The sequence below is a fragment of the Streptomyces sp. NBC_00193 genome (genome assembly GCF_026342735.1).
Taxonomy (GTDB): Bacteria; Actinomycetota; Actinomycetes; order Streptomycetales; family Streptomycetaceae; genus Streptomyces; species Streptomyces stoeckheimensis.
This window is the reverse complement of the sequence record NZ_JAPEMM010000001.1, coordinates 2,973,034-2,990,294: the sequence shown is the minus strand read 5'-3', so window position 1 is coordinate 2,990,294 and position 17,261 is coordinate 2,973,034. Positions and strand designations below refer to the sequence as shown.

The 17,261-nt window shown below is 73.9% G+C and carries 10 protein-coding genes and 2 tRNA genes; 6 read left to right on the top strand and 6 right to left on the bottom strand.

The genetic code is table 11. The annotated features are described in order from the left end of the window. Window positions 1-379 precede the first annotated feature (379 nt). Both OG898_RS13235 and OG898_RS13230 read left to right on the top strand, forming a co-directional pair. A complete protein-coding gene (locus OG898_RS13235; RefSeq protein ID WP_266956928.1) occupies window positions 380-1,102 on the top strand; it encodes a TetR/AcrR family transcriptional regulator in 723 nt (240 codons plus the stop codon). Between the two features lie 279 nt (window positions 1,103-1,381). Next, the gene (locus OG898_RS13230) at window positions 1,382-3,361 is read left to right on the top strand and encodes a sigma-70 family RNA polymerase sigma factor (protein WP_266956926.1); all 1,980 of its coding nucleotides are present in this window, start codon (window positions 1,382-1,384) and stop codon (window positions 3,359-3,361) included. Window positions 3,362-3,397: 36 nt separating this feature from the next. Here OG898_RS13230 and OG898_RS13225 read toward each other — a convergent pair whose 3' ends face one another. After that, the gene (locus OG898_RS13225) at window positions 3,398-5,710 is read right to left on the bottom strand and encodes an asparagine synthase-related protein (protein WP_266956924.1); all 2,313 of its coding nucleotides are present in this window, start codon (window positions 5,708-5,710) and stop codon (window positions 3,398-3,400) included. Window positions 5,711-6,406: 696 nt separating this feature from the next. Here OG898_RS13225 and OG898_RS13220 point away from each other — a divergent pair. The 4 genes from OG898_RS13220 to OG898_RS13205 all read left to right on the top strand — a co-directional run bounded on the left by OG898_RS13220 (window position 6,407) and on the right by OG898_RS13205 (window position 11,684). Then, window positions 6,407-7,945 (top strand): sporulation protein, encoded by a 1,539-nt coding sequence (locus OG898_RS13220; protein ID WP_266956922.1) that lies wholly within the window; start codon window positions 6,407-6,409, stop codon window positions 7,943-7,945. 81 nt (window positions 7,946-8,026) lie between these two features. After that, complete coding sequence (gene lhgO, locus OG898_RS13215; protein WP_266960224.1) at window positions 8,027-9,226, top strand: L-2-hydroxyglutarate oxidase; 1,200 nt, start codon at window positions 8,027-8,029, stop codon at window positions 9,224-9,226. 216 nt (window positions 9,227-9,442) lie between these two features. Then, the gene (gene trmB, locus OG898_RS13210) at window positions 9,443-10,264 is read left to right on the top strand and encodes a tRNA (guanosine(46)-N7)-methyltransferase TrmB (RefSeq protein WP_266956920.1); all 822 of its coding nucleotides are present in this window, start codon (window positions 9,443-9,445) and stop codon (window positions 10,262-10,264) included. Between the two features lie 103 nt (window positions 10,265-10,367). Beyond that, window positions 10,368-11,684 carry a PrsW family intramembrane metalloprotease gene (locus OG898_RS13205; RefSeq protein WP_266960222.1) on the top strand — a complete coding sequence of 439 codons (1,317 nt, stop codon included), beginning with the start codon at window positions 10,368-10,370 and terminating at the stop codon, window positions 11,682-11,684. Here OG898_RS13205 and OG898_RS13200 read toward each other — a convergent pair. The 5 genes from OG898_RS13200 to OG898_RS13180 all read right to left on the bottom strand — a co-directional run bounded on the left by OG898_RS13200 (window position 11,635) and on the right by OG898_RS13180 (window position 17,112). Further along, window positions 11,635-12,651 carry a M23 family metallopeptidase gene (locus OG898_RS13200; RefSeq protein WP_266960220.1) on the bottom strand — a complete coding sequence of 339 codons (1,017 nt, stop codon included), beginning with the start codon at window positions 12,649-12,651 and terminating at the stop codon, window positions 11,635-11,637. The genes OG898_RS13205 and OG898_RS13200 overlap by 50 nt on opposite strands. 312 nt (window positions 12,652-12,963) lie before the next feature. Continuing rightward, window positions 12,964-14,076, bottom strand: coding sequence for a PP2C family protein-serine/threonine phosphatase (locus tag OG898_RS13195; RefSeq protein ID WP_266960218.1), 1,113 nt, complete (start codon window positions 14,074-14,076; stop codon window positions 12,964-12,966). Between the two features lie 240 nt (window positions 14,077-14,316). After that, window positions 14,317-14,390 (bottom strand) — tRNA-Met (locus tag OG898_RS13190). Window positions 14,391-14,627: 237 nt separating this feature from the next. Further along, window positions 14,628-14,700 (bottom strand) — tRNA-Lys (locus tag OG898_RS13185). A gap of 93 nt (window positions 14,701-14,793) precedes the next feature. After that, entirely contained in the window at window positions 14,794-17,112 is a 2,319-nt protein-coding gene (locus OG898_RS13180; RefSeq protein WP_266956918.1) for a hypothetical protein, read from the bottom strand. Between the last annotated feature and the right edge of the window lie 149 nt (window positions 17,113-17,261).

Below are 17,261 nucleotides of genomic sequence, written 5' to 3'. Positions count from 1 at the left end.
CAAATTGTGTGACCGGAGGGGACGGCGGGGCGAGGTTGTCAGGGGGTGCGGGTGGAGTGGAAGGTGCGCAGGTCAGGCGGTGCGGAATGAGTGATTCCGGGGGCTTCGAACGGAAAATTGAGGGTGAATGCTCCGATCGGGCGGTGGTCCGTCCGGGGCTGCCTCTTCTGAATTGACTCTGGCTCAACTATGTTCGTAACTCGTCGAGGAGTAGGACCAGGGCCCTCATGACCGTGGCCCCCCTCGACATGAAGGCGGGGAGTGTCTCCGGGGGGAGACAAATGATTACCGGGGGATACATATGCACATTTCGGATTTCCATGCTTCTGCCACCGCTCTGTCCTCGGCCACTTCGGCGACCGACAGCCATGGGCGGCTGATGGCCGGCGGCGCCACCACACACGGCGTGGGTCGCTCCACGCCGCTGCGCGTCGACGCACAGCGCAATCTCGAACACGTACTTCGCGCGGCCCGCGAGGTCTTCGGCGAGCTCGGCTACGGGGCTCCGATGGAGGACGTCGCACGGCGCGCACGGGTCGGTGTCGGCACCGTCTACCGACGGTTCCCCAGCAAGGACGTCCTGGTCCGGCGGATAGCCGAGGAGGAGACCTCGCGACTGACCGAGCAGGCCCGCACGGCTCTCGGCCAGGAGGAGGAGCCCTGGCAGGCCCTGTCGTGCTTCCTGCGCACCTCCGTGGCCTCGGGTGCCGGGCGGCTGCTGCCTCCGCAGGTGCTGCGGGTCGGCGGGCCCGGTGAGGACGGGGCCGACGGGGTGGACGAGGAGGCCGCGCGGGTTCCGCACCAGCGTCAGGCCGTCGCGGTCGGCGGTGCGCCCGACCTGCGCGTCGTCGGCGCTGCGCGGACCGGCCTGGAGGACGAGCCCTCCGAGGACGCGGGCGCGGGCGAGCTGCTCGAGGTCGTCGGCCGCCTCGTCGACCGGGCCCGGGAGGCCGGTGCGCTGCGCGCCGATGTCACGGTGGCCGATGTGCTGCTGGTGATAGCGACGGCCGCGCCCGCGCTGCCCGACGCGGCGCAGCAGGCGGCGGCTTCCGCCCGACTGCTCGACATCCTGCTCGAAGGGCTGCGGTCCCGGACGGTGTAACTCCGGGGACGGTGACGTTCTGTTCGGGCCGTTCGGCCGGGGCGCCCGGGACGTGAGGTTCGCGGACCGGGTGGCTCGGCCGGCGGGAGGCTTGTTCTGGCGGGGGCGTCAACCGGCTCCTTTCCGGGGGCTCTCGCTCGAACGGGTGAGGATCCGTACGGCGATTCGTCAGGGCTTGCCCGGATGAGTGGAAGGTGTGGAGACGGGTTCGGCGCCTGTCCGCCGTGTGACACGCTGGATCGGTGTACCGGTTGAGTGTGTCGTGCGAGGACCTCCGCGATGAGCGTTGACGGGCGGGAAGAGCCACACGGTGGCGCCGGCGGCGAGGTCGAGGCGGGCAGCCTGCCCGCACGACAGGTCCCGGCGCAGCGCGAACCGGGTGGCCGGCACGCCGCCGGGGCGAGCGGGGAACTTCCGCCTTCCGACGGGGACCTGATCGCGCGGATGCGCGGAGGTGACGACGGGGCCTACGAGGAACTGTTCCGCCGCCACGCCGATGCCGTGCGCCGCTATGCCCGCACCTGCTGCCGCGACGGGCACACCGCCGACGATCTGACCGCCGAGGTGTTCGCGCGGACGCTCCAGGCCGTACGGGGCGGGGCGGGTCCGGACCAGTCGGTGCGCGCCTACCTGCTGACCACCGTGCGCCGGGTCGCCGCCGCCTGGGCGAAAACGGCGAAGCGGGAGCATCTGGTCGAGGACTTCGCGCTGTTCGCGGAGCAGGCCGCCGGGTCCGGCGACAGCTCGGTCGGGCTGCCCGTTCGCGCCGGGGACGACACCCTCGAACTCGGCGCCGATGTGCGGGCCATGCACGAGGCCGAGCAGACCCTCGCGATGCAGGCCTTCCGGAGCCTGCCCGAGCGGTGGCAGGCCGTGCTGTGGCACACCACCGTCGAGGAGGCCTCGCCGAGTGCGATCGCCCCGCTCTTCGGGCTGAGCGCGAACGCCACCGCGGTACTGGCCAGCCGGGCCCGCGAGGGACTCAAGCAGGCCTATCTCCAGGCCCATGTGAACACCGCGCTGAGTTCCGGCGGGGACTGTGCCCGGTACGCCGACCGGCTGGGGGCGTATGCCCGCGGGGGCTTGCGGATGCGGGCCGAGCGGGGACTGCGCAAGCACCTCGAAGAGTGTGCCCGGTGCCGGCTCGCCGCGGGCGAGCTCAAGGACGTTAACGCGGGCATTCCCGCGCTGCTTCCGGTCGCCGTCATCGGGTGGTTCGCCGCCGGGTACGCGGCCAAGGCGGCCGGAGTGGTGGCCGGCGGTGCCGTCGCCGCGGGTGGCGCCGGGGCCGCTGCCGCAGCCGCGGGCGGGTCGACGGCCGGGGCGGGCGCCGGAGCCGGGGCCGCCGGGGCCGGGGCTGCGGGTGGGGCCGCCGGCGGAAGCGGGGCCGGCGGGGTCGGCGGAGCCGTGGCTTCGGAGGGGCTGGGGTTGCCGGCCAAGGCGGCCATCGCCGCCGGGGTCGTGGTGGCCGCGGCCGCCGGCGTGGTGTTCGCGCTGGCCGGTGACGACACCGCTCCGGCCGTGCGCGCGAACCCCGCTCCGGGGGTGGCCGTGCCGGTGCCGCGGAGTCCGGCTCCCGCCGCGCCGGAGCCCGCCCCGTCGCGGGCGCAGCCGTCGGAGGCGCGGGGATCCGTACCGCCCCCGAAGAAGCAGTCGCCCGCGCCGCCGCCGGCCCCCGCACCGGCCGTGCCGGAGCCTTCGCGGAGCCCGGAGCGCTCCTCGCCCGCGCCGAGTCCGAGCCGGGTCCCGAGTCCGAAGCCGAGCCCCACGCCGAGTCCGGTACCGCCCCCCAGGCCGACGCCTCCCAAGCCGCCGCAGGCACCGCAGGGGTTCCGGCTCTCCTCCCTGGGCCACTCCGCCTACGGGGACCACGACAACCCCGAGATCGAGACCTGGCGGAGCAGCTGGGTGTGGCAGCGCTGGGCGCCGATGATCGGCGGACAGCGCTTCTCGCACGGGATCACCGTCAACTCCCGTTCCTCCGTGGAGATCACCCTCAACCGGAGCTGTGTCAGCTTCTCGGCGCGGGCCGGTGTGGACGGCATGTCGCTGCTCACGGACGGCACGGTCCGCTTCTCCGTGTGGGCGGACGGGCAGCGGCTGTGGCAGTCCCGGGCCCTGGGTTACGAGGACCCGGCGGCGAGCGTGTCCGTCTCCCTCTCCGGGCACAGGACGCTGCGCCTGGTCGTGGAGCGCGCCGAGGGCGGCCGGCTGCCGACGCTGGCGAGCTGGGCCGACTCCGTCATCAGCTGCCGCTGAGCGCGGCTGCCGCGAAGGCCCGTACGGCCTCGGGCCTCAGGACAGGGCCGGGCGGCGGAGGGGGACTCCGGTGGGGACGGCTCTGCGGCGGGGGGTGGAGGTGCCGGTCCAGCAGGTGCCCCGGCGGGCCAGGAGGCGGCCCAGCCACAGTTCCATCGAGACGAGTTCGGCGATGCCGTCGAGCGGGGCCGGACGGCCGTCCGCCGCGTCCAGCAGGGCCTGACGGACGACCCGGGCTTCGATCAGGCCCGCGTCCGCCAGCAGCGGCGACGCGAAGAGGTCCAGGAGGTGCGGGAGGGCCGCGCGCAGCCCCAGGCGGGTCGCCGATTCGTTCGGGGCGTGGGCCGTGGCGCCCCACCCCGGGGGGAGGTCCCGGACCCCGGCCGAGGACAGGACCCCGCGCAGGACCGCCGCCCGGGCGCCGGGTTGGACGCGCAGGGATTCGGGCAGGGCCCGGGCGGCCCGTACGACCTGGTTGTCCAGGAACGGGGCGTGCAGGCGCTGGCTGCGGACCTCCACGGCCTGCTCGAAGACCCGGTGGTCGGCGGCGTGCCGGGCCAGGACGGCGCGGGCCCGCGCCTCCCCGGGGCGCAGCGAGAGGGGCGGGCGGCCCGCGGCGGCGGTGAGGCGGATCGATACCTCGGCCAGTGCCTCGCCCGTCAGCCAGGCCGCCGCCGGGCCCGGCCGGGACCAGGTCAGGGCCGCGAGCGAGGCGTCCACCGGGGAGCAGGGCCCCGCGGCCGGGACCCCGTCGCGCAGGCGGGCCGCCGCCGCCTCCATGCCGGCGCGGTACGGCGTACGGGCCAGGCGTCGGGCCGCCGCGTACACGGTGAACGGGACGAGGAAGGGGAGGAGGGGCACGAGCAGGGAGTCGCCCTCCGACGGGGAGGAGCGGGCGAGGGCCAGGGTGGGACGGAGCAGGTGGCGTCGGCGCCGGTCGAGCAGGAGGTCGGCGAGCCGGGCGGGGTGGGCGTCGAGGACCTGGCGGGCTCCGTGGCCGGTGAAGTGGTCCGCCGAGCCGGCCGCGAGGCGGCGCCGCTCGCGGGCGGCGACGACGAGGGCGGGGCCCGGTTCGTCGGTCAGCGGCCCGTCGAGGTCGGCGTACGGGAGGGCTTCCTCGGCGGCGGCCACGACCACGTGGTGCAGACGCGGGTCGGACGCGATGGCGTGGGCGCGTTCCAGTTCGGGTTCGCGTCCCTGGGGGGTGGCCAGGTCGTTGAAGGTGACGGCGAGGAGGCGTTCCCCGGTGCGGCCGCGGAGCGCGCCAGGTGCCCCGGGGAGCCCGGCGGCGAGCAGGGCGAGGGTGGCGGAGGCGCTGCCTCCGGAGAGGTCGGCGCCGACTCCGGGGACGGGCGCGGGGGCGCCGCGCGCGGCCCGGCGGTCGGCCGGGCCCATTCCGGGGACGGGCCCGGGGTCGTAGGGCAGCGTCTCGGGAGCATGCCGCGGAGCCGTGAGCCGGGCGCGCACCGCGTCGACCAAAGCTTCCCGTACGCCCTCCACCGCGAGCGCGGGATCGGCCGCGGGGGCGGCCACCGCGAGGGAGGCCACCGGTTCGTAGCCGGTGATCTCCCGCGAGCCCTCGCGCAGGATCAGCGCGTGCCCGGGCGGGATCCGGCGTACGCCGACGTACGGTGTGCCGTCGCCCAGCGCCTCCGGGCTGTCGGGGCAGGCCAGCAGGGCGGCGAGATGGCCGATGTCGAGCTGCGCCTCGATCAGGTCGGCGAGCGGGAGGGCGGCGGTGGCGTACGCGGTCCCGCTCGCCCAGGGCGTGTAGAAGACGGGCCGGGCGCCGGCCAGGTCGCCGACGACCGTGATGCGGCGGCCGGCCTGCACGACGGCGGTGTAGCTGCCGGGCCACTGGGTCAGGTGGCGCAGCGCGCCGCCGCGGGCGGCGTAGAGCGCGCGGCGCAGTTCCTCGTCGGAGGCGCCGCAGCAGCCGAGGACGGCGAGGCGGGTGAAGGGGTCCGCGGGATCGGCGGTGAGGGTGCGGATCTCGTCCGGGCGCCAGTCCCCGACGGCCCAGAGGGGGTCGGGGTCGCCCCAGAGGAGCTGGGCTCCGACGGGGACTACGGTGCGGTCGGCGTCGGCGGCGCCCGGTTCGTCGGGGTGGCCGGCGTCGGCGAGCCCGCCGCGGACCGGGCCGTCGCCCCATCCGTCGGGGCCGGAGCCGTAGGCGCTCCCGGATCCGTAACCGTTCCCGGAGCCCGAGGCCGAGCCGTGGCCCGAGCCTGATCCGTAGCCCGAGCCGTATGTGCCCTGGTCGGAGGTGTGCGCAGCGCCGTGCCCCGCGACCCGTCCGGCCGTGCCGAAGCTCGCGGCGATACTGCTCCAACCCACCAACCAGCGCACCGCCGCCTCCCCAGCCCGTGGGCACCTGACCGGGGTGCGAACCGCGCGGCCGGCGCTCAGCGCGCGGCCGGAGGGACCCCGGGTGGCTCGGGGTCCATGCTGCCACGAGACAGGCGTGCGGGAGTGACTAAGGGGGGCGCACGTATAAACGAACACGCCCCGGCCATGCGGTATTTGGCGTTCCGTTCCGACCGCCCCATAGGTCGGTTTCGGCCATTCTTCGGCCGTACTGAGAGCCCTGCGCGGAGCCTTGCGCGAAGCCCTGCACCGAGCCCGGCAGGGAGCCCTGCACACAGCCCCCGCGGGTCCGCCGCCCGGGCCCGCCCGGCGGAGCGCGGTCCGGGGGGCGGGATCCACCCCCCGGACCGTTCCGCCACCCGCGGGGATTGAGGCAGCGGCATCCCCCGGTCCGCCCGGTCCACGCGGCGGGCCGACCCACGCACCGCACATCGAATCGCCGGGCCCCCGCAGCGGCCAGAGCGCACGGCCGGGCGCACGGCCACACGGGTGGAGCACGCGCCGACACGTGCGCCCCGCCCCCGGACCCCGGCCCGACTGTGCATACGGACAACAATCCCGCCATACGGAACAGGGGGCCTTAACGCTTGGGAGGCGGGGAACTACGCTGGGTTTACGAAATGCCGGGCGCCTATGCCCCGGCGGCGTCTGCGTTCCGCGTGTGACGAGGGGTGGCGCATGTCCAGGGAGCTCCGCGAGCCCAATGAGAAGCTCGGCGCCGTCCTCGCCCTCGCGGGCATCAGCAACGCCGGGCTGGCCCGGCGGGTCAACGACCTCGGCGCTCAGCGCGGTCTGACCCTCCGCTACGACAAGACCTCGGTGGCCCGGTGGGTGTCGAAGGGGATGGTGCCGCAGGGCGCCGCCCCGCATCTGATCGCGGCCGCCATCGGCGCGAAGCTCGGCCGGCCCGTGCCCCTGCACGAGATCGGCCTCGCGGACGCGGATCCGGCGCCCGAGGTGGGGCTGGCCTTCCCGCGCGACGTCGGCGCGGCCGTGCGCTCGGCCACCGACCTCTACCGTCTCGACCTCGCCGGCCGGCGCGGCGGCGGCGGGATCTGGCAGTCGCTCGCCGGTTCCTTCTCCGTATCGGCGTACGCGACGCCGGCCTCGCGGTGGCTGATATCTCCCGCCGACAGCTCCGTGGCGCGCGAACCGGCGGGCCGCGAACCGGTGCCGGGCGCGGCCCCGCCGGAAGGCCTTCCGGCGCCGCCCGGCGCCCACGTCGGGGGTGTGCCCGCCCAGCCTCCGCGCGAAACGCCACCGCCGCCCGCTCCGGCCGTACCCGACGCCGGGAGCCCGCAGCGCGTGGGCCACAGCGATGTGACCAAGCTCCGCGAGGCCGCCGAGGACGCCCGCCGCTGGGACTCCAAGTACGGGGGCGGCGACTGGCGTTCCTCGATGGTCCCCGAATGCCTGCGGGTGGACGCGGCGCCGCTGCTGCTCGGCTCCTACACCGACGAGGTGGGCCGCGCGCTCTTCGGCGCCACCGCCGAACTGACCCGGCTGGCCGGCTGGATGGCCTTCGACACCGGGCAGCAGGAAGCGGCCCAGCGGTACTACATCCAGGCGCTGCGCCTGGCCCGCGCCGCCGCCGACGTACCGCTCGGCGGGTACGTGCTGGCGTCGATGTCCCTGCAGGCCACCTACCGGGACTTCCCGGACGAGGGCGTGGACCTCGCGCAGGCCGCCGTCGAGCGCAACCGGGGCCTGGCCACCGCGCGGACGATGAGCTTCTTCCGCCTCGTCGAGGCCCGGGCGCACGCGAAGGCGGGCGATTCGGCCGCCGCCGGGGCCGCGCTGCGGGCCTCCGAGGGCTGGCTGGAACGGGCCCGGGACGGCGACGCCGATCCGACCTGGCTGGGCTTCTACTCGTACGACCGCTTCGCGGCGGACGCCGCCGAGTGCTACCGCGACCTCAAACTCCCGCGCCAGGTAAGGCGTTTCACGGAACAGGCACTGTCCCGGCCGACGGAGGAGTACGTACGATCACACGGGCTGCGGCTCGTCGTGAGCGCGGTGGCCGAGCTGGAGTCCGGGAACCTCGACGCGGCGTGCGCGGCGGGGACCCGGGCGGTGGAGGTCGCCGGACGGATCTCGTCGGCCCGGACGACGGAGTACGTACGGGACCTCCTGCACCGGCTGGAACCGTACGGGGACGAACCGCGCGTCGCCGAACTGCGCGAGCGGGCCAGGCCTCTGCTGGTAACCCCGGCATAGGCCCCGCGTGGCCTCGTTGTCAGTGGCGGGGTGCACTATGCAGGGGTGGGAGGTGTCAGTGTGGGCGGCGGCGTGGGCGGCATGGGCAGGCTGGACTGCGATGTGCTGGTGATCGGCGGCGGAATCGTCGGCCTGTCGACGGCGCATGCCCTGGCGGGGCTCGCTCCGGGGACCCGGGTGGTCGTCCTGGAGAAGGAGGACGGCCCCGCCCGGCACCAGACGGGCCGCAACAGCGGCGTGATCCACAGCGGGATCTACTACAAGCCGGGCTCTCTCAAGGCACGCTTCGCGGTGCGCGGCGCGGCCGAGATGGTCAAGTTCTGTACGGAGCACGGCATCCCGCACGAGGTGACGGGCAAGCTCATCGTCGCCACCGAGCGGGACGAGCTGCCGCGGCTGCACGCGCTCGTGCAGCGGGGCCGGGAGAACGGCATCCCGGTGCGGGAGCTGGGGCCGACGCAGATCTCGGAGTACGAGCCCGAAGTGCGCGGGCTCGCGGCGATCCACGTGGGAACCACCGGGATCGTGGACTACGGGCGGGTCGCGCAGCAGCTCGCGGAGTCCTCGGGGGCGGAGATCGTCTACGGCGGCGCCGTCGAGCTGATCTCGCGGCGCGCGTCGGGCGTGGCGGTGCGGACCAGCAGTGGCGTGGTCGTGCGCGCGCGGGTGCTGGTGAACTGCGCGGGCCTGCAGTGCGACCGGATCGCACGGCTGGCCGGCGACGACCCGCAGATGCGGATCTTGCCCTTCCGGGGCGAGTACTACGACCTGGCCCGGCCCGATCTGGTGCGCGGGCTGGTCTATCCGGTGCCGGACCCGGCGTTCCCCTTCCTCGGCGTCCACCTGACCCGGGGCATCGGCGGCGGGGTCCACGTCGGGCCGAACGCGGTGCCGGCGCTGGCGCGCGAGGGGTACGGCTGGGGCGTGGTCCGGCCGCGGGACCTCGCGGACGAGCTGGCCTGGCCGGGATCCTGGCGGATGGCCGCGCGGCACTGGCGGTACGGAGCGGGTGAGGTGCGGCGGTCGCTGTCGAAGGCGGCGTTCGTCGAGGCGGTACGGAGGCTGCTTCCTGCGGTGCGTGCGGAGGATCTGGTGCCCGCGGCGGCGGGGGTGCGGGCGCAGGCCGTGCTGCGGGACGGGGCGCTGGTGGACGACTTCCTGATCCGGGAGGGGGAGCGGACGGTGCACGTGCTGAATGCGCCTTCGCCCGCGGCCACCGCTTCGCTGCCGATCGGGCGGGAGATCGCCGGGCGGGCGCTCAAGTCCCTGCGCAGCGCGTAGCCCTGCGGGGCTCGGCTCCGGGTCGTGTCGGCTGCGGCCCGGATCGCCGCTGCGCGGGGCGGAGTCCCCGCAGCGACCCTTGCCGCTGCGCGGGGCAAAGTCCCCTGCCCGCCCTTCGCCCGTTCCCCGGGCTGCGCCCGGACCCTTCCTGGGGCTCCGCCCCAGACCCCGGTCCTCAAACGCCGGACGGCTGGAAAGAAGTAGAATCCGGGGATTGTGTCTGAGTCTCTGAGTCCCCAGAATCCCGCCGCCGAGCCCGCGCCGGAGGCGACCTCCACCTACGTGCCCCCGAAGTGGCGCACCGAGCCGCGGTTCCCCGACGGGCCCGCGCCCGATCCGGCGGGTTCGCACCACGAGCGGCGGATCCGGAGCTTCCAGCCCCGTCGCAGCCGGGTGACCACCGGGCAGGGCGAGGCCCTGAAGCGGCTCTGGGGGACCTGGGGGCTCGACATCGACGGGCACGAGGTGATCGATCTCAAGAAGATGTTCGACGGGCTCCCCGTCGTCCTGGAGATCGGCTTCGGCATGGGCGAGGCCACCGCGCAGATGGCCGCCGCCGACCCGGGCACCGGGATCCTGGCCGCCGACGTGCACACCCCCGGGCAGGGGAATCTGCTGGCCCTCGCCGAGCGGGGCGGGATGACCAACATCCGCGTCGCCAACGGCGATGCCATCATCCTGCTCCGCGAGATGCTGCCCCCGGACTCCCTCGCCGGACTCCGCGTGTACTTCCCGGACCCCTGGCCCAAGGCCCGCCACCACAAGCGGCGCCTGATCCAGCCCGAGTTCCTCGCGCTGGCCGCCACCCGCATGGCGCCCGGGGCGATCCTGCACTGCGCGACCGACTGGGAGCCGTACGCCGAGCAGATGCTCGAAGTGCTGACGGCCCAGCCGGAGTTCGAGAACACCCAGGCCGACGGCGGCTACGCGCCGCGCCCCGACTTCCGGCCGCTCACCCGCTTCGAGGGGCAGGGCCTCGACAAGGGGCACGTCGTACACGATCTGCTGTTCCGGCGCACGGGTAACGCCCAGAACTGAGGACATCACTCCGCGTGTCGGGTCCGCTCGGTAGAGTCATCACGTGCCCCGAGCGACCCGGCCGCCCAGACTGCTGCACCGCGTGCCGCGTACCGCCGGCGCCGTGCGCACGTACGCACTCGTCGTGCTGCTCGGCCTCTGCGGCATCGCGATCCTGGAACTCGTACGCGAACAGACCGGTACGCCCGGGTTCTTCGTCGGTCTGGGCCTGGCCCTGCTGCCGGTCGCACCGCTCGTCGCGGCGTTCCGCTGGGTGGGGCGGGCCGCGCCCCACTCGTGGGCGCAGGTGGCGTTCTGCTTCGGCTGGGGGGCGTGCGCCGCGGCGCTGATCGCCATACTGGCCAACAGTTTCGCGACCCAGTGGATAGCCGCGGCCACCGCCGACCCCTCCTACGGCGACCAGCTCGGCTCGGTGGCGATCGCCCCGGTGGTCGAGGAGAGCGCCAAGGCGGCCGCCCTGCTGCTGGTGTTCCTGTTCAGGAGACGCCGGTTCAGCGGTCCCGCCGACGGTTTCGTGATGGCCGGTTTCACCGCCACCGGCTTCGCCTTCACCGAGAACATCCTCTACCTCGGCAACGCCTTCGACGAGGACGTCGAGAACGGCACCGGGGTGCTGAACTCCGTGACGGCTGCGACGTTCTTCGTCCGGGGCGTCATGTCCCCCTTCGCCCATCCGCTGTTCACCGTGGCCACCGGCCTCGGCTTCGGTGCCGCCGCGCTCGCCGTGCGCCGGACGCGCAGGATCGGCCTGCCGCTGCTCGGCCTCGCCTCGGCCATGGGGCTGCACGCGCTGTGGAACAGCTCCTCGGACCTGGGCGAGTCCGGGTTCTACGTGGTCTACGGCTGCGTGATGGTCCCGGTGTTCGGGCTGCTGGTCTGGCTGGCCGTGTGGATACGGCGCCGCCGACTGCGGGCCGTCGCCGGGGAACTCGCCGTGTACGCGGCCGCCGGCTGGCTGGGCCCGGCCGAGGTGCCCGCACTGGCGTCGATGCCCGCGCGCTCCCTGGCCCGCGCGCTCGCCCGGAGCACCGGGGGCCGGCCGGCGGGACGGGCGGTCGCCCTGTACGAGGCCGATGCCGCGGCGCTGGCTCTGCTACGTCACCGGGCGCGCAGCGGCGGCCCGGACCGGGAGCCGGACTTCGCGGGGCGGGAGCGGGAGCTGCTGCGCCGACTGTGGCTGCGCCGCGCGACGGCGGGCCCGGCGCTGTCCCGGGCCGCGGTGCTGGAGGAGCTCCTGCCGCCCTGCTTCGACCCCCTGGGCCCGATCGGGGCGCTCGGCTCACTCAGCTCGTTCGGCTCGCTCGACGGGCCGCTCGACCGGCCGCTCGACGGGCCCTTCAAGGGGCCCGCGCTGGGCCTCGTACCGGGTCCTAGACGTTCAGACCCCGCGCCGTCAGCCATGACAGCGGGTCCACCGTGACGCCGCCCTGGCGGACTTCGAGGTGGAGGTGGGGGCCGGTGACGTTGCCGGTCGCGCCGACGCGGCCGATGGTGTCGCCCCCGGCGACGGAGCCGCCGGTCACCGACATCGAGGACAGGTGGCAGTACCAGACCTCGGTGCCGTCGGGGAGTTCCAGCACGATGCGGTAGCCGTACGCCCCGGACCAGCCGGCCGAGGTGATCTTGCCGGAGCCGACCGCCTTGACGGGGGTGCCGGTCGGAGCGGCGAAGTCGAGGCCGGTGTGGTGGCCGGAGGACCACATCGAACCGGAGTCGCCGTAGTGCGAGGTGAGGGTGTAGGCCGAGGTGGGCAGGAAGAAGGCTCCGGCCGAGCGGGCGGCCCGCTCCGCCTTGGCCTTGGCCTCCGCGGCCTCCTTGGCCTCCTGCGCCAGGCGCGCTTCCTCCGCGGCGGCCTTCTCGGCGGCCTCCGCCGCCGCTTCCTTGGCCGCCTGCGCATCGCGGGCCTGCTGGGCCGCGGCCTCCTGCGCCACCCGCTCGGCCTCGGCCCGCTCCTGGGCCGCGGCGGCCTCCTGCTGGGACTCGGCCTGCTGGAGGATGCGGCTGCGCAGCAGTTCGCCCGCGTCGGAGCGGCGGTCGGCCTGCTGCGGGATGATCCCCGACCGGGCCGGCTCGGCGGTCCGCGCGGAGCCGGCGTCTGAATCCCCGGCGGACTCGGCGGACCGGTCCGCGCCGCCCAGGGCCTCCGGGAGGTCGGGCAGGGCCGGGAGCGAGGGGAGGGATATGGCGACCTGGGGCCGGTCCTGCGCGGTGGCGATGCCTCCCGCGCCGACCGCGGCGATCACGCCGACGCCGAGGACGGTGGAGGAGCGGGCCAGTCCCCCGCGCTGCTTGAGCACGCGGTGCTTGCCGCGGGGCGGGCGGGCCGAGTCCTCGGTGGGGTTCCACTCGCCCCAGGCACCGGCGGTGGGCTGCTCCTGGACGTCGATGCCTTCAGGGGCAGGCGAGTTGGAGGCCACCGGGGCACACTCCTCATGGGCGAGCACGCGCACGGTGCCGTCTCTTGCGACGGCTGGGACGACCGCTCTGCGTTATCGAACGGTAATAGAGAAAGGGGAGTGATTCCAAGCAGTTGCGATTGATCGTTAACGACAATCAGCCACTACCCGCACAGCTCTGGCCAGGACTTCTCGCCACACTCAGGGATCAACTCGGGCAAAAATCACCCCTCCCCCTCACCTCTCACGCCACATCTTCACACTGACGGTCCGTCAGTTTGCTTGCCGAGCGCGCCTCTTCGGTCACGCTCCGTCCCCTTTCGGGAGCACCCGCTTCGGGACCACCCGTACCGTCCGCCGCCGGGCCGGCTGCCCAGCCCCCGGTCTGGCCACCGCCAGCAGGGCCATGTCGTCCGTCGCCGCGCCGCCCGTGTGCCGGCGCACATCGGTGGCGAGCGCGCTCAGCAACTCGTCGGGCCCGGGGAAGACCCGCCCGCGCAGCCGGGCCGCCGGATCGTAGAAGGCCCCCGCCCCGTCGCGGGCCTCGGTCAGCCCGTCCGTGTACAGGAGCAGCGTCGCGCCCTCCGGGAAGGGCCACTCCTGCACCCGGTCCGGCCAGCCGCCCAGCTCCCCCATGCCCAGCGGCAGCGCCGGCTCGAAGGGGGGCAGCTCCGCGAGGCCGCCGTTCGCGTACAGCAGCAGCGGTTCGGGGTGGCCGCGGTTGACGAGCCGCAGCAGGCCCCCGCCCGACGGGATCTCGCCGAGCACGCACGTGGTGAACCCCTCCACCGCGTCCAGGCTGTCGCGCCGGTTCCCCTCCCGGGCGAGCGCCCGCTCCAGCCTCCGCGCCACCCCCTCCAGGGTGGGCTCGTCCTCGGCCGCCTCCCGGAACGCCCCGAGGACCACGGCCACCGCCTCGACCGCCCCGAGCCCCTTCCCCCGTACGTCGCCCACCGCGAGGCGCACCCCGTACGGGGTGTCCTGGACGGCGTAGAGGTCGCCGCCGATGAACGCGTCCGCCTGCGCGGCCTCGTACGAGGCGGCGACCTGGAGGCCCGCGATCCGCTCGGCGGGAGTCGGCAGTACGGCGCGCTGGGCCGCCTCGGCGATCCCGCGCGCGGAGGCGAGCTGCTCGGTACCGCGCCGCACGACGATGTTGATCAGCGTGGCCAGCCCGGAGACGGTCAGGACGGTGGCCAGCTCGGTCATCGCCTCCACCTTGAAGCTGGTGCCGTTGTAGATGTGCAGCACGACCACGGCGAAGGTGGCCAGGACCCCCGTGAGGACGGTGGCCCGGAGCGTGAACAGCGGGGCCGCGATGAGCGGGGCGGCGGAGAAGAAGGGGGAGCCGGTGAAGCTGGGCGGGGTCAGCACGTCGAAGAGGAAGCCGAGGACGATCAGGGTGCCCGGGAGCATCTTGACGATCCGGCGGACCACGGCGCTGCCGGCGACCGCGCCGAAGACGCGCTCGCCCCTGCCCTGCCGGCCCAGCCCCACCACGCTGCTCTCCTGCCGCCCGGTCCGCCTCGCCCCCCAAGGCTGGGGGCAGGAGGGCCCGTACGGCGACCCGGGCGCGACCGTTCGGGTGAAGCGACGGGCACACGTGGATACGACGAAGGCCCGGCCCCCCAAAGGGGACCGGGCCTTCGTACTGAGTAGCGGGGGCAGGATTTGAACCTACGACCTCTGGGTTATGAGCCCAGCGAGCTACCGAGCTGCTCCACCCCGCGTCGGTAAACACAACTCTACGCCATCCGGGGGGAGGGCCCCGCCAATTAACGTCCGCACCACCCAGGCATGGGGCATCACCGCAGGTCAGAGCCCTAAAACCGGCCGCCCGACGGCGCTCCGCCCCCCTCTCCGGCACCCCTGACCCCACCCCTCGACTAGGCCTCCGCGCCTGCCTGACTCTCCCTCAGGACACAAAAACGCCCCACCCGGCGGACCGGGTGGGGCGCTGTGAGCTGTAGGCCATGTCGGACTCGAACCGACAACCAACGGATTAAAAGTCCGCTGCTCTGCCAATTGAGCTAATGGCCCTCGGCGTGCTCACCCCAGAGCATAGCCGCAGAGCGCCGGACAGCCGATCGTAAATCGGCTGTCCGGCCCGGGGATGTCGGTGCGGGCCCGAGGTCACGGAGCCGGCAGGCCGCCGCCCCCGGTGGAGCCGGTCAGGTTGAGCGGGCCGGAGAGCGCAAGTTCGGCTCCCTGCCCGTCGGCCGGCTTCACCTTGAGCGCCCAGGTATACGCGCCGTCGGGCAGGGCGAACCCGCCGGAGGTCTCCCGGCCGTCCTTCATCGGCTGCAGCAGCCCGCGCACTTCGCCGCCGGTGAGGGTACGGACCACCTTGCCGGTGGCCTTGTTCGTCACGGCCAGCGTCCAGGAAGCAGCCGGCTTCGACAGCCACACCTGCGGCGCCCATCGCTTCGAGGACAGCGCGGACCAGGCGCCGGAGGTCGGGATGCTCCGGTCGATGGCGGTCAGGGCGGAGGCCCTGCCGGTGATGCCGACGATGTGGACGGTCTCGGCCCTGTCCGTGTAGGCGAGTCGGCTGCCGAAGGGGTCGATCGTCCAGCTGCGGCCGAACCCGTCGGGGAAGACCCCTTCGACGTTCCTTTCCCGTACCGGCGCGCCGGAGCGCAGGTTGGTGATCTCCAGCGTGATGCCCTCGTCCTGGACGACGTAGCCGTCACCGAGCTCCACCTTGAAGGGCTCGGGCGTGAAGGGCAGCCGGATCCGCTTCTTGGTGAGGGCGTGGTAGACGGCCGGGCCGTCTCCGTAGGCGGAACAGGTGGAGTAGAACCAGTCGCCGTTGACCTTGAGCTCGAAGGGCTTGCACCCCGAGCGCAGGTCGACCCGCTGTGTGACCTTTCCGCTCCGCAGGTCGGTCCCGGCGACCACGCCCTTGTCTCCCTCGGGTGACCAGAGCGTGGAGCCCCACAACGCGGACTGCGCCACGGCTTTGGCGTCCAGGATCTTTCCGGCCTCGATGTCGGCCACGAGGAACCGCAGGGAGGAATTCTCGGTCGCCCCGAAGAGCACGTACCGGCCAGAGGCCTGCACCACTTGGAGGGGCTGTATCCGCGCCTTGCTCGCCAGACGCACGTGCCGGACGGCACCGCCCGCACGCATGTCCCTGACGTTGGCCACCACCACGCAGCCGTAGCAAGCCGTGCCGTTGTCCTCGGACGACAGCGAGATGAGCCTCCCGTCACCGGTGGCAACCCCGCCGAAGCCGCAGGCCGGCTCGTCCTCGGGCTCGTCGCAGCGCCAAGCGGGGGTCCGGGAGACGGATGCCGGGCTCGACAACGAGACGCTGTGGCCCCGGACACCGCGCTCGGGGTCGGCCTGGCTGATGGCGAGCTGCCCTTGCGCGAAGGCCAGACCCACGCGGTCCGCGGGATTCGGTGTGATGCGCAGGCTCTGCTTCACCACCGGAACCCCGTCGGGACCGGGGGTGACGCTCTGGATGCCCCAGTGGGTGGAATCGCTACCGCCGGCGACGTGAGCCGCACCGTCGGCACCGGGTACCAGCGGGGTGTCCGCAGTCCGGGTCAACAGGGTGCGCTTCGCACCACCGTTGACGGGCAGGGCCACCAGCGCCTCGTCCGGTGTGTTCGAAAACTGGGTGACGAGCCAGTCGCCGACGGGCTGCACGGCCACGGTGTCGAACGACCGGAGGGCGACCGTACGGGTCACACCGAGGTCGGCTCGCGCACGCAGGACCACCGCGCCCATGCGCTCCATGGCGATCCACTTGGAGCCGAGCCCGAAGTTGATGTGGTCCGTACGCGTCTGGCCGGCCGGCAGAGGCATCGGCCGCAGGGTGGCCGTGGCGAAATCGAGCAGGGCGACCCTCTCAGTGGTGTCCGTGGACCAGTAGGAGACCAGTGCTCCCTGGGCGTCCGAGGCTCGTACCTGGAACCGCTGGGACCCGATCTTCTCCGGCGCCGCCACCACGACATCCTTGCGCGGCTCGCTCTCCCGGCCGAGGAGGTGCAGGACGGCCCAACCGTCCTTGTCCGTTTCCTTCGTCAGCACCTGGGTCGGGGAGAAGGTCTGCGTCCAGGCCCGCCCCTGCGGCAGTGTCAGGGTCTCCGTCTTGCCCGTGGCCAGATCGTTGATCGTGAGGGTTCCGCTCGTCCCTGCTCCGCAGCCGACGGAGTCCGCGTGATAGGCGGTCCACCCATCGGAACCGCCGGAGCAGTCCTTCACGGGTGCCACACGGCCGTCCTGACGGCTCTGCCAGAACCTCGCGCCGTCGGCGCCGACTGTCAGCAGGCCCGTACCCGCGGAGAGGAGCGGCCGGCTCGCCGGCTCCTCGTGCGGTGGCGGAGCGATCGTCAGCTCGCCGGGGGCCGCGGGACCCGCCGCGGCCGGTACGACGCCCACCACCCCGAACCCCACCGCCAGAGCGAGCGCAGCGGCGCCCAGCACACGTGAGCGTTTCACAGATCGTCCCCCAGAAAAGAGCGGGGGAGCCCTCCGCGCACCACGTTCGCCGTGCCCCCCACCGCAAAGTCCGCGGAGCCTAGCAACAACGCCACAGGGCCCCGACGACCGGTGTCGTCGGGGCCCTGTGTCAAGCAGTCAGTTCACTG

Bases quoted from the DNA above. Each gene is read 5' to 3' on its own strand.
- OG898_RS13235 (WP_266956928.1), top strand. From the start codon at position 380: ATGGCCGGCGGCGCCACCACACACGGCGTGGGTCGCTCCACGCCGCTG.
- OG898_RS13230 (WP_266956926.1), top strand. From the start codon at position 1,382: ATGAGCGTTGACGGGCGGGAAGAGCCACACGGTGGCGCCGGCGGCGAG.
- OG898_RS13220 (WP_266956922.1), top strand. From the start codon at position 6,407: ATGTCCAGGGAGCTCCGCGAGCCCAATGAGAAGCTCGGCGCCGTCCTC.
- lhgO (WP_266960224.1), top strand. From the start codon at position 8,027: ATGGGCAGGCTGGACTGCGATGTGCTGGTGATCGGCGGCGGAATCGTC.
- OG898_RS13195 (WP_266960218.1), bottom strand. From the start codon at position 14,076: ATGCTCCCGGGCACCCTGATCGTCCTCGGCTTCCTCTTCGACGTGCTG.